This is a genomic window from uncultured Aquimarina sp., from assembly GCF_947495315.1.
Classification (GTDB): domain Bacteria; phylum Bacteroidota; class Bacteroidia; order Flavobacteriales; family Flavobacteriaceae; genus Aquimarina.
The window spans coordinates 461,559-473,770 of sequence record NZ_CANLYD010000001.1 but is presented as its reverse complement, the minus strand read 5'-3'; the positions used below and the strand labels follow the sequence as shown (position 1 = coordinate 473,770).

Here is a 12,212-nt window from a genome sequence, read left to right as displayed (position 1 = left end):
AATCGTGAAAAAAAGTAAGAATATTCCTATGATAAAGTATACCATAAAACATGGAATTTTTCTAGGAATAGCTATTATTATTTTTAGTCTTGCTTCATATTTAGCCGGTAGCTATATTGTACAAGGTTGGATTAATTTAATTGTTCTTTTGATTGTAACTGTAACCAGCATTATGTCTGGTCTATTAATGTTTAAAAAAAATAACGAAGGATACATAAGTCTAGGAGAGGCATTAAAAATAGGTATTGGAATAACCGTATTAGGAGGTCTTATAGCTACTTTATGGGAAATTTTATTTCTTAAAGTCATTGATCCTGAAATAATAACCCAGCTTGAAGGAAATCAAATAAAGAAAATCGCAAAAGAAGCTAAAGATTTTACCCTAGAAAACATGGATAGAAAAATCCAACTTACCAATAAAATTAAATCTCCAATTATAATGCTTGTAAGTGCTTTAGCAGAAGATATATTCATAGGTTTTATATTTTCACTTATCGGTGGCCTTATTATGAGAAGAAAAAGAGATCCTTTTAGGTAATCCCTGGTACTCTGGTACTCTACTTTATTTTTGTAATAAATCTTATTTTGACAATACAACAGAGATGATATTTGAATTTCAGAAAAATACTTAAAAAATTCCCTAAAGGGTTTTAGGGAATTTTTAATACCAAGGTTTAATAATTATTCATTATTGTCTCTGCAAAAGACCCACGCAACTAAGCCTCCCAATAGAGAAGATCCTGATGTGGAAGCAGCTGCACATACATCAGATCCATTACCACCCTTAACAGTTTGTTGTTGTTGTTTGTTTAATACTTTTACTCCTTTGAATTCCAAAATACTCTTCATTTTATTAAATTTATGTAATTATTTGCTTACTCTTTTAAGGATTTTCAGCTTACTCCTGATACTTTTGTTTTAAAATGATCTTGAATAAAATATTTATTCATAAAATTCCCCGAGTAAAACTACTAATTTATTTTAAACCAACAAAGTCAAAGGGTTTTAAAACTAAATAAAAACGCAAAACATCTAATTAAAACATCATTTAAACTGATAAAATAAAAAAAACATAAAAAAAAGAAGGTTTTTTCTTTCATTTAAAATTTACAACAACAATGAACCATAATAGAACAAAAAGATCAAATTAAATCTAGTACACAATCATCTTTTTCCAACTATTTTGTAACAATTTATTACATTTATGTACTTATGTGTTATATCTAAATAACCAAAACTATATAATTATGGAAAATGAGAACAATTCTGCAAAGAAAATCATCATAAACTATGGAATACTGCTAGGTATTCTTTCAATTGTTTTAGGTGTTGTATTGTATGTAACAAATTCTTATACAGATCCTCATTGGATTTATTCAGTAATTGGGTTCTTAATCCTTATTGGAGTTATACTATATGGATTAAAAACATATAAAACGCATAATAGAGGATATCTAACATTAACTGATGCTTTAAAAATAGGCATTGGGATTGCACTTATTGGAGGTCTTGTTAGCTCAATATGGACTTTGACATTAACTACTGTGATCGAACCTGATTATACGCAGCAAGTTCTAGAAGTTCAGAGAGAAAAAATGCTCGAAAATCCTGACATGACAGAAGAAGTTGTTGATCAGAGTATGGCCATGATTGAAAAATTTAGTAGCCCATATATAAGTATTGCTTTTTCTATAATAGGTAGCTTATTTTTTGGCTTCATTATTTCTCTAATTTCTGGATTGATAATGCAGAAGAAAGAAGAGTTATATTAAAACATTTATAATTTTTAAAAAAAATACAATTGGATTGTCAATATGGCAATCCAATTTTTTTATTACAGAACTCATCATAACTTATTATTTAGCCTATAAAATTACAGTACAAAAGCCAAATTTTTCGATTCAAAACAGAAAGTCAAGATGAGTTCATATTTTCTATTAATGGAATACCTATATTTGTCAACCAAATCATTTTACTAAATCATCAATGGGGATTTCTCATAAAAATTTTCTTAACTATATCCTTGGCATAGCCCTTGTATCTGGTATTGCCAGAGTGACTTTGGACTACCTATCGAGAATATTAGAGCTCTCTCCTATTCTATACTATCTTACGTTTTTGATCGCTTTTATACTAGAGATTATCATCATTATATATGTAATTAAAAAGTATAAAAACCTAAAAGGTACTTTAACTATAATAGATGCCTTAAAAAGTGGTATCATTATTATGGGAGTGATTGGACTATGCTATTGCTCTATGGCATACGTTTATGATATCTATATCGATCCTGATTTTCAAGTAAATACACAGTTACGATTCACAGAACAATTTTCTCCTGATCAATTGGATCAAGTAAAACAAAATCTTGATAATCAAGACACTAGTAAATCTTATATTGGTGTTATTATGTATACAATTTGGTTTATATTTTTAGGAGCTGTAATATCTTTAATTGGAGGTTCCGTTTTTAAAACTAATTCAGCATCAAAATAATATGGATATTTCTGTTGTCATACCGTTGCTTAACGAGCAGGAATCGCTTACCGAATTATATGATTGGATCGCAAAAGTGATGCAATCCAACTCCTATTCGTATGAAATCATTTTTATAGATGATGGTAGTACAGATGGATCTTGGGATGCCATTACTACTTTATCTAAAAAAGACCAAAACGTAAAAGGAATACAATTTCTAAGAAATTATGGTAAATCCCAGGCATTACATGCAGGTTTTGGAGAAGCATTAGGTGATGTGGTCATTACCATGGATGCCGATTTACAAGACAATCCAGAAGAAATTCCTGAATTGTATGACCTGATTGTCAAAGATAACTATGATTTGATTTCTGGATGGAAAAAGAAACGATATGATTCTGTAATCGCTAAAAATTTACCTTCAAAATTATTTAATGCTGCCGCAAGAAAAACATCAGGCCTAAAATTACATGATTTTAATTGCGGATTAAAAGCATATAAAAATCAAGTGGTGAAACATGTAGATGTGCACGGAGAAATGCATCGCTATATCCCTGTATTGGCAAAAAATGCTGGTTTCAATAAGATTGGTGAAAAAGTAGTACTACACCAGGCAAGAAAATATGGTAAAACTAAATTTGGGATGAGCCGTTTTATAAATGGTTTCTTAGATTTAATTACCATTTGGTTTATGTCTCGCTTTGGTAAGCGTCCAATGCATTTCTTTGGACTGATTGGCACCATTCTTTTTATTGTTGGGTTTTGTTTTTCTCTGTATCTGGGAATTGACAAACTTTTTATAGAAAAAAAAGGAAGATTAATTGCTCAAAGACCTGAATTCTATGTAGCATTGACATCCATGATATTAGGAACACAGTTTTTCTTAGCTGGATTTCTGGGAGAAATCATTTTAACAAGCAAGAGAGATAAAGAACGATATAACATTTCTGAGAAAATACATCTCTAAATCTGAAATCGTTCTAAGGAAGTTACTTCCTTTCGATACAAAATTCTTACAGAATTTCACTCAAGGTGACGTAATTTTCAACCAAAAACTGTCTATTTGGGAGGTTTTTCTTAAAAAAAGAAGTTCCTCTACGCACATAACTTAAATTTAACGGAGCACATCCTTTTTAAAGGAGCTTCCAAAACAAAATTAAATAGTATTTTTGCTACCAAAACATAAACGAATGCAGATTTCAGATTCCTTAATAAACACTAGAGTTGAAGAATGGTTATCACCTGTTTTTGATACTCAAACGCAAGAAGAAATTTCACAATTAAAACAAAACAATACCGAAATTCTTAAAGAGAGTTTTTATAAAGACTTAGAATTTGGTACAGGTGGTATGCGTGGCATCATGGGTGTAGGAACAAATCGCATTAATAAATACACTTTAGGAAAAAGCACACAAGGTTTAAGTAATTATTTAAAAAAAGAATTTCCTGGAGAACAAGCAAAAGCTGTAATAGCCTATGATTGTAGAAAAAATAGTGACACATTAGCGCAACTTGTTGCTGATGTATTTTCTGCTAACGGAATCCAGGTATATCTATTCTCTAGTTTACGACCAACACCAGAGTTATCATACGCCGTAAAAGAATTAGATTGTCATTGCGGAATCGTATTAACCGCCAGCCATAATCCACCAGAATATAATGGATATAAAGTGTATTGGCAAGACGGAGGACAATTAGTTCCCCCGCAAGATGGTGAGATTATTGCTGAAATTAATTCATTGAATTATGCAAATATTAAGTTTGATGCGAACAGTGATTTAATTCAGAAAATTGATAAAGAAATTGATGATCCTTTTATAGAAAATAGCGTTAAAAAAGGAAGCTTTGCTGCAACTCAGGAAGCAAAAGATAATACTACTATTGTATTTACCTCATTACATGGTACTTCTATTACTGCGGTTCCGGAAACATTAGAAAAAGCTGGATATAAAAACGTACACATCGTAAAAGAACAAGAAAAACCTGATGGTAATTTTCCAACGGTAAAATCTCCAAATCCAGAAGAACCGGAAGCACTTGCTATGGCGATGGAATTGGCTAAAAAAGTAGATGCGGACATCGTAATCGGTACAGATCCGGATTGTGATCGACTAGGAATCGCGATACGTAATAATCATGGAGAATTACAATTACTGAATGGAAACCAAACCATGGTAGTAATGACCTGGTTTTTATTAAAACACTATAAAGAAAAAGGTTTAAACGGTAATGAATTTATTGCTTCTACCATCGTCTCAACTCCGATGATGAGAAATCTTGGCGAAGCCTATAATGTAGCATATAAAGAGGTTCTTACAGGATTCAAATGGATTGCTAAACTCATTAAAGACTTCCCTGAAAAACACTTTATAGGTGGTGGAGAAGAAAGTTTTGGTTTTATGGTTGGTGATTTTGTTCGTGATAAAGATGCCGTTACCTCTACCCTATTAGCTTGTGAAATAGTGGCATATACAAAATCTCATGGCAGTTCGTTTTATCAAGAATTATTAAAACTATATACTGATCATGGGTTTTATAAAGAAAGTCTGATTTCTCTTGTTAAAAAAGGAATTAAAGGTGCTGAGGAGATAAAACAAACGATGATCGATTTAAGAAATAATCCTCCGAAACAGCTTAACGACGAAAAAATAGTATTAATCGAGGATTATCAAACGAGTGTTGCTAAAAACACCCAAGATCGCACGGAGCAAACTATAGATGTTCCTAAATCCAATGTATTAATCTTTTACACCGAAGCAGGAAGTAAAATCGCCGCAAGACCAAGCGGAACCGAACCAAAAATCAAATTCTATATAAGTGTACAAGAGTCTTTAGCAACTATTGCAGATTTTGATAAAGTGCAAGGAAAATTAGACCGTAAAATAGAAGCTATCAAAAAAGATTTACAATTAACTTAAATAACGGCAATCACCGTTTCTGAATAATTAATGAACTATTTTAAACAAATTCTTCGCTTTGCGAAACCTTATAAATCTTTCGGGATTCTAAATATTATATGTAATATTTTTTATGCGCTTTTTAGTGCATTGTCCTTTATAGCATTAATTCCCATGCTTAAAGTATTGTTTAATAAGGAAAAAAATACGGTGTATCCCGAACCTGTATGGAAGGGCATTGCTAGTTCCAAGGATTATTTAATGGATTCGTTAAATTGTTTTATTTCAGAAAACATAGCTTCAAGAGGCGAATTATATGTCCTTACCTATATGATAATAGCTATTATTGCCATATTTATGCTCAAGAATCTCTTTAATTATTTAGCCATGTATTTCATAACATTTCTAAGAAATGGCGTATTAAGAGACATCAGAGATGAACTATACGAAAAAACCATTAGTCTACCTTTATCCTTTTTCTCTGAAAAACGAAAAGGAGATACTATCGCCAGGATTTCTACCGATGTATTAGAAATACAGCATTCTTTCTTATCAATTCTAGAACTAATAGTTAGAGAACCCCTTACCATTCTTTTCACCTTAATATTTATGTTTTACCTGAGTACAACACTTACATTATTTGTATTCATTTTTATTCCGGTTTCAGGGTTTCTAATTTCCTTAATTGGTAAAACATTAAAAAAGCACTCTGATAAAGTTCAAAAAGAACAAGGTTATTTTTTATCGGTAGTTGAAGAAACCTTGGGTGGACTTAAAGTAATTAAAGGGTTTAATGCTGAAAAAATATTTGGAAACAAGTTTAAAGAATCTACATCAAGGTTTTTCAAATTTTCAAACACCTTATTAAATCGACAGAATTTAGCTTCTCCAACTAGTGAGTTCCTGGGAATTTGCGTGATCTCTGTATTGCTATGGTATGGAGGAAGATTAGTGTTTGTTAGCAAAACTTTAGAAGCAGAAATGTTTTTAGCATATATTGGTTTAGCATATAATATTTTAACTCCTGCTAAGGCAATCTCTAAGGCCAACTATGGAGTGAAAAAAGGTAATGCTGCAGCTGAACGTGTGCTGGAAATCTTAAACACAGAATCTCCATTACAAGATAAGCCTGGAGCAGTTGACAAAAACAATTTTGAAGATAATATTCTTTTAGAAGGCATCTCCTTTAAATACGAGAATGAATATGTGCTAAACGACTTTACTCTTAATGTTCCTAAAGGTAAATCCGTTGCACTCGTTGGGCAATCCGGTAGTGGTAAATCCACAATAGCCAATTTGGTTACGAGATTCTATGATGTAAATAAAGGAGCCATCAAAATAGATGGTATTGATATTAGAGATATCACTAAAGAATCCTTAAGAGGATTAATGGGATTGGTGACTCAAGACTCTATTTTATTTAATGATACGATCAAAAATAATTTGCTTATTGGAGATGAAAACGCGTCTGACGAAGAAATATTAGAAGCTTTAAAAATAGCGAATGCCTGGGAGTTTGTAAAAGACCTTCCTAAAGGTATAGAAACCAATATTGGTGATAGCGGTAATAAATTAAGTGGCGGACAAAAACAAAGACTCTCTATCGCAAGAGCTGTTCTAAAAAACCCTCCTATTATGATTCTGGATGAAGCAACTTCAGCTTTAGACACAGAAAGTGAACGACTGGTACAATCAGCTTTAGAGAATATGATGAAAAACAGAACCAGCATCGTAATCGCACATAGACTATCTACTATACAAAATTCGGATTTAATCGTTGTAATGCAAAAAGGGAATATTGTAGAACAAGGGACTCACGAAGAACTTATAGCTAGTAATGGTGCATATCAGAAATTAGTCACCATGCAATCTTTTGACAGCTAGATCCTGAATACCATATATATACAAAACAAAAAAGAGCGTCTCCACGCTCTTTTTCTTCACACAAATCATCTTAATTTAGGGGCTTAATCTAAAATTAAAACTCACTTTTATTAAAAACTTTCATCTTGGGGAAAATGAAAGTACTAACTCATTTTTACTTTGTAAATATACAATCAATTTAGAATACGACAAAACATTTTGTGTATTTAATCTAAAAAAACATACTTTTTAACACTTGTTTAAGCTAAAAATCCCATATTTGTAATCTAAAACTTACAAGAAAATCAAAGAACTTAAATATCGAACTATTCCAATAGAAAACTCACAAAGAAAGTATATAAAATAAAAAAGAGCGTCTCCACGCTCTTTTTCTTCACACAAATCATCTTAATTTAGGGGCTTAATCTAAAATTAAAACTCACTTTTATTAAAAACTTTCATCTTGGGGAAAATGAAAGTGATAACTCATTATTACGGTGTAAAGATACTATATTTTTTTAATCCACCAAACATTCAATGTTTTTTATCTAAAAAAACATACTTTTAACTAAAAAATTATATTATTTTCCTACATTTTCCTACAAAATTTATTTTAACCATCATATTAAACCTTTTTTATGTATTTTAGTCTTATATCATGGTAACGCATACGAACTACCATTAAAACTATATTTTACTTTTGAATATTCAAGAAGAAGAAAACTTACTTATTGCCCTGCAAACAGATAAAGACATCAATATTGCCTTTAGCAAGCTTGTTGGTGTTTATAAACAGAGATTGTATTGGCATATTAGAAATATGGTAAAAAACCATGATGATACGGATGATATATTGCAAAACGTGTTTATTAAAGTATATAAAAATATATCAAAGTTTAAAGGAGATAGTAAGTTATATTCGTGGATGTATAGAATCGCTACCAATGAATCTATTACCTTCTTAAACCAAAAGGCAAAAAAATATAATATAAGTAATGAAGAATTACAGCGACAGCTAATCCAAAACCTGGAAGCGGATGTATATTTTGAAGGTGATGAGATTCAACTCAAATTGCAAAAGGCAATTGCTTTATTACCCCGAAAACAGCAACAGGTATTTAATATGAAATATTTTCAGGAATTGAAATACAAAGAAATATCTGAAATTTTGGAGACTAGTGAAGGAGCCTTAAAAGCTTCGTACCATCTAGCTTCTAAAAAAATTGAAGAATTCTTAAAAACTAATTAAACCTTTTTACATTTACATCGTCTTATATATAGTGAAAAAGAATAATTTACATAACAACAAGAAAGGATTTAAAGTTCCAAAAGATTACTTCGATAATTTCGAAGAGAAACTTTTTGAGAAAATTTCTCAAGACGATGATAAAAACTCTTCTTTATTATCTGATACGATATCCTCTGGTCTAAATGTACCTGATGACTATTTCAATACTTTTGAGGATCAGCTTATGGAAAAACTCAATTCTAAAGAAAAAGAAGCTTCCATACTTGATAGTAACTTAAAAACAGGCTTAACAACACCTAAAAAGTATTTTGAAAATATAGAAGAGACCATTTTACAAAAGACAGTGACTGTAAATAAGGAAACAAACATAGTGTCTCTATTCTCTAGAAAAAAAATACTATACGTTTCTGGTATTGCAGCTATGATTGCTATTATTATATCTATCTCAATAAATAAAGAAAATAATTCTTTTAGTTTTGACAGTATTGACATTGCCGATATTCAGGAGTATTTTGAGGAAGGAAATGCAGAATTCAGTGATGCAGAAATTGCCGAATTATTGGATGATCAAACTAATTTAACCGATACATTTGGCAATACTGAATTAAGTGATGAAGAATTAGAAGATTATTTATCTGATGAAGAGTTAGCTGATGAGATTATATATGTTGAATAAAAAAGAACACATGAAAAAGATACTATTACTATTTATTATTGTTTTTACTATTAATGTTTCCTATTCCCAAAGAGACTCAAGAGAAAGAGTAAAAGCTTTAAAAATAGCTTATATAACAGAACAATTAAATTTAAGCAGTAGGGAAGCTCAACAATTTTGGCCTATTTACAACGAGCACGACGAAACCATGGAAAGTCTTAAAAAGGAAGAACGTAGATCTATTAGATCAATAAAAGATGTTTATGGACCAGAAGGTTTGAGTGAAAAAGAAGCTGAAGAATTTTTAAGAAACCACATAAAAGGAGAAGAACAAAAGTTAAATGCTCGTAAAAAACTAATTACAGATCTAAGACAAGTCATTTCTCATAAGAAAATTCTAAAATTGGTTAAAGCTGAGAGGGACTTTAACAAACGTCTTTTAAAACAATTGAGAGATAGACGACAAAGAAATTGACAATAAAAATCTTGCTGATTTTGAATAAAAAGTAAATGAGATCCCTTTATCATTTACTTTTTTGTTTAACCCTGATTATGTATTGGAAAATCTATTACAACTTCCAATCACTGCAAAACATATCGTTTCACTATGTTTTTAAGCTTAACCATAGCAATGCTATGCTGAAACTTATAAAACATTATATTTTATAGCGGTTGAAACTTTCATAACGAAGTTCCAATACATAATCAGGGTTTAAAAATCAATTTTGCAATTCTGTTCTTTCCTGATGCCACTGCCACACTATCATTTATAAATCGAAGTGTATAAAAGCTCTCTTTACTAATATCTTTCCATGAATTTCCTGAGTCATTAGAAATTGAGATTCCAGTAAAACCTAGCGCTACCATTTCTTTACCGCCTCCATTGGGGATGTATCGAATACAACTTTTATATCCAGCTCCTACTCCATCTGCTACCAAATTCCAGGTTTTACCTCCATCAGTAGTGACAGCCTTATTTCTTTTGTTATCCTCAGGTTTTGTATAATCTCCTCCAAAAACAATCCCATTACTTTCATCATAAAGGTCGATTGAATATACTCCAGTTGTTTCGGTTCCCTGTATTATTGGAGTTTCAAAAACTTGCCAGTTATTCCCTTTATCAGATGAATAAAAGACTCTCGATTTTATACCACCCGAAACAATCCAGGTATGATCATTAACAATTGCTATATTTCCATTACTAGCTGCAAAAGCCGCTTCGCCTTCTTTTGTTTTTGGTAAACCTTCACAAGAAACTTTATTCCAGGTCTCTCCTCCATCTCTGGTAATAATAATGGATAAACATCCATCGGTAGGATCTCCCATCGCAATTCCTTCTTTATTATTCCAAAATGCCATAGCATCATAAAATACCTTTTCATGATCTTCTTTATACACCAACTTTGTTTCTCCTGTTCCTTTATTAATTTTATATAATAAAGCCGGTGATGCAATACTCAGTATAAAAAAATCAGTTTCTATATCTGCAATAGCCCTAAAGTGCATTTTCTTTTCTTCAAAATCTAACGTGTTGATTTTTTTATTCTTAATAGCAAGCTTATCATCTATTCCAAAAGTTCCGTACACACCATTACTACCAGCAAACATTAATAGATTATCGTCTATTTCTATAGCTCTGATACTAGTTGAATCACTAAAAATAGTCTCGACAGTTACTTCAGAGAAATTGTGTCGAACTGATTTCTGTTCTTTAGAACCACAATTAAAAAGAAGCGCGACAATTAATAACCATAGTAAAAATCTCATACCCAATATTTTTGAATCAAATATAAGACTATTCTAATGCAAAGGATTACCTTTGCAAACCTTAAAAAAAATGACAATGCGTTTACATAGAACTTTGGTTTTTGCTGTTATAGATGGACTTACTGAAATATTTAATGAAGGAGCTTATGCCGATAAAGTAGTTCAAAAATTACTAAAGCGTGATAAAAGATGGGGATCTCGTGACCGCAGTTTTATTGCAGAAACGACTTATGATATCGTACGATGGAAACGTCTGTATGCAGAAATAGCTGATGTTTCTGAACCCTTTTCCAGAGAAAATTTTTGGAGAATATTTGCTGTTTGGGCAACACTAAGAGGTATCACATTACCAGACTGGAAACAAATTATCCCTACTCCTACCAGACGTATCAAAGGTCGTTTTGATGAATTAAGCAATACACGTAAATTTAGAGAATCCATACCGGATTGGATGGACGAATTAGGAGAAAAAGAGTTGGGAGCTAAATGGGATAAAGAAATTGCTGCCTTAAATCAGCAAGCACCGGTAGTTCTTAGAGCTAATTCTCTAAAAATATCCAGAGATAAGCTTAGAGGAATTCTTGAAGATGAAAATATAGACACAGAGTTTATCAAAGGATATCCATCAGCTCTTCAACTTACAGAGAGAGCAAATGTATTTTCTACAGAAGCTTTTAAAAAGGGATTCTTTGAAGTACAGGATGGATCATCGCAATTAGTGGCTGATTTCTTAGAAGTAAAACCAGGTCAGCGCGTAGTAGATACTTGTGCAGGAGCTGGTGGAAAAACACTACACTTGGCTGCATTAATGGAGAACAAAGGCCAGGTAATTGCTATGGATATTTATAGTAACAAACTAAAAGAACTTAAGAGAAGAGCGAGGCGTGCAGGTGCTCACAACATAGAACCCCGAACTATCGAAAGCACTAAGGATATTAAGAAATTACATGGTAAAGCCGATCGTGTCTTAATCGATGCTCCTTGTAGTGGATTAGGTGTTTTAAGTAGAAACCCGGATGCCAAATGGAAATTGCAACCAGAATTTCTAGATAAAATCAGGCAAACGCAATCGGAGATATTAGAAAGCTATTCCAAAATGGTAAAACCTGGTGGAAAATTAGTATACGCCACTTGTTCTATTTTACCTTCAGAAAACCAAGAACAGGTTAAAGCATTTTTAACCAAAGAAATAGGAAAAGAGTTTATCTTTGTAAAAGATAAAAAAGTGCTCTCTTCAGAATCCGGATTTGATGGATTTTATATGGCACTACTAGAAAGAAAATAACTCAACTTACGCAACAAA

The 12,212-nt window shown here is 31.6% G+C and carries 12 protein-coding genes; 10 read left to right on the top strand and 2 right to left on the bottom strand.

Features of this window, described 5'->3' with window-relative positions; all coding sequences use genetic code 11:
- The first annotated feature begins 4 nt into the window (after window positions 1-4).
- A complete protein-coding gene (locus tag Q0910_RS02040; protein WP_299211919.1) occupies window positions 5-538 on the top strand; it encodes a DUF4199 domain-containing protein in 534 nt (177 codons plus the stop codon).
- 143 nt (window positions 539-681) lie between these two features.
- On the opposite strand, the gene Q0910_RS02035 is transcribed toward Q0910_RS02040, so the two are convergent.
- Window positions 682-849: a hypothetical protein gene (locus tag Q0910_RS02035; protein ID WP_299211917.1), complete on the bottom strand. Its 168-nt coding sequence runs from the start codon at window positions 847-849 to the stop codon at window positions 682-684.
- 398 nt (window positions 850-1,247) lie between these two features.
- On the opposite strand from Q0910_RS02035, the gene Q0910_RS02030 reads away from it, so the two are divergent.
- The 8 genes from Q0910_RS02030 to Q0910_RS01995 all read left to right on the top strand — a co-directional run bounded on the left by Q0910_RS02030 (window position 1,248) and on the right by Q0910_RS01995 (window position 9,617).
- Window positions 1,248-1,772, top strand: a complete 525-nt coding sequence (locus Q0910_RS02030) for a DUF4199 domain-containing protein (RefSeq protein WP_299211914.1) — start codon at window positions 1,248-1,250, stop codon at window positions 1,770-1,772.
- A 214-nt stretch (window positions 1,773-1,986) separates the two neighbouring features.
- Window positions 1,987-2,496 carry a DUF4199 domain-containing protein gene (locus tag Q0910_RS02025; RefSeq protein WP_299211911.1) on the top strand — a complete coding sequence of 170 codons (510 nt, stop codon included), beginning with the start codon at window positions 1,987-1,989 and terminating at the stop codon, window positions 2,494-2,496.
- A gap of 1 nt (window position 2,497) precedes the next feature.
- Window positions 2,498-3,445, top strand: a complete 948-nt coding sequence (locus Q0910_RS02020) for a glycosyltransferase family 2 protein (protein WP_299211909.1) — start codon at window positions 2,498-2,500, stop codon at window positions 3,443-3,445.
- 223 nt (window positions 3,446-3,668) lie between these two features.
- Window positions 3,669-5,396: a phospho-sugar mutase gene (locus Q0910_RS02015; RefSeq protein ID WP_299211906.1), complete on the top strand. Its 1,728-nt coding sequence runs from the start codon at window positions 3,669-3,671 to the stop codon at window positions 5,394-5,396.
- Between the two features lie 30 nt (window positions 5,397-5,426).
- A complete protein-coding gene (locus tag Q0910_RS02010) occupies window positions 5,427-7,259 on the top strand; it encodes an ABC transporter ATP-binding protein (RefSeq protein WP_299211903.1) in 1,833 nt (610 codons plus the stop codon).
- A gap of 685 nt (window positions 7,260-7,944) precedes the next feature.
- On the top strand, window positions 7,945-8,487 hold the full coding sequence (locus Q0910_RS02005) for an RNA polymerase sigma factor (RefSeq protein WP_299212674.1): 543 nt from the start codon (window positions 7,945-7,947) through the stop codon (window positions 8,485-8,487).
- A 31-nt stretch (window positions 8,488-8,518) separates the two neighbouring features.
- On the top strand, window positions 8,519-9,163 hold the full coding sequence (locus Q0910_RS02000) for a hypothetical protein (protein ID WP_299211900.1): 645 nt from the start codon (window positions 8,519-8,521) through the stop codon (window positions 9,161-9,163).
- Window positions 9,164-9,173: 10 nt separating this feature from the next.
- Window positions 9,174-9,617 carry a sensor of ECF-type sigma factor gene (locus Q0910_RS01995; RefSeq protein WP_299211898.1) on the top strand — a complete coding sequence of 148 codons (444 nt, stop codon included), beginning with the start codon at window positions 9,174-9,176 and terminating at the stop codon, window positions 9,615-9,617.
- A gap of 230 nt (window positions 9,618-9,847) precedes the next feature.
- Here the strand turns inward: Q0910_RS01995 and Q0910_RS01990 are convergent, their stop codons facing one another.
- The gene (locus Q0910_RS01990) at window positions 9,848-10,909 is read right to left on the bottom strand and encodes an oxidoreductase (RefSeq protein WP_299211895.1); all 1,062 of its coding nucleotides are present in this window, start codon (window positions 10,907-10,909) and stop codon (window positions 9,848-9,850) included.
- A gap of 76 nt (window positions 10,910-10,985) precedes the next feature.
- Between Q0910_RS01990 and Q0910_RS01985 the strand changes: the two genes are divergently transcribed.
- A complete protein-coding gene (locus Q0910_RS01985; protein WP_299211893.1) occupies window positions 10,986-12,194 on the top strand; it encodes an RsmB/NOP family class I SAM-dependent RNA methyltransferase in 1,209 nt (402 codons plus the stop codon).
- The last annotated feature ends 18 nt before the right edge of the window (window positions 12,195-12,212 follow it).

Excerpts from the sequence above, each read along its gene's own strand:
- Q0910_RS02035 (WP_299211917.1), bottom strand. The coding sequence starts at position 849 with ATGAAGAGTATTTTGGAATTCAAAGGAGTAAAAGTATTAAACAAACAA.
- Q0910_RS02030 (WP_299211914.1), top strand. The coding sequence starts at position 1,248 with ATGGAAAATGAGAACAATTCTGCAAAGAAAATCATCATAAACTATGGA.
- Q0910_RS02025 (WP_299211911.1), top strand. The coding sequence starts at position 1,987 with ATGGGGATTTCTCATAAAAATTTTCTTAACTATATCCTTGGCATAGCC.
- Q0910_RS02020 (WP_299211909.1), top strand. The coding sequence starts at position 2,498 with ATGGATATTTCTGTTGTCATACCGTTGCTTAACGAGCAGGAATCGCTT.
- Q0910_RS02015 (WP_299211906.1), top strand. The coding sequence starts at position 3,669 with ATGCAGATTTCAGATTCCTTAATAAACACTAGAGTTGAAGAATGGTTA.
- Q0910_RS02010 (WP_299211903.1), top strand. The coding sequence starts at position 5,427 with ATGAACTATTTTAAACAAATTCTTCGCTTTGCGAAACCTTATAAATCT.
- Q0910_RS01995 (WP_299211898.1), top strand. The coding sequence starts at position 9,174 with ATGAAAAAGATACTATTACTATTTATTATTGTTTTTACTATTAATGTT.
- Q0910_RS01990 (WP_299211895.1), bottom strand. The coding sequence starts at position 10,909 with ATGAGATTTTTACTATGGTTATTAATTGTCGCGCTTCTTTTTAATTGT.
- Q0910_RS01985 (WP_299211893.1), top strand. The coding sequence starts at position 10,986 with ATGCGTTTACATAGAACTTTGGTTTTTGCTGTTATAGATGGACTTACT.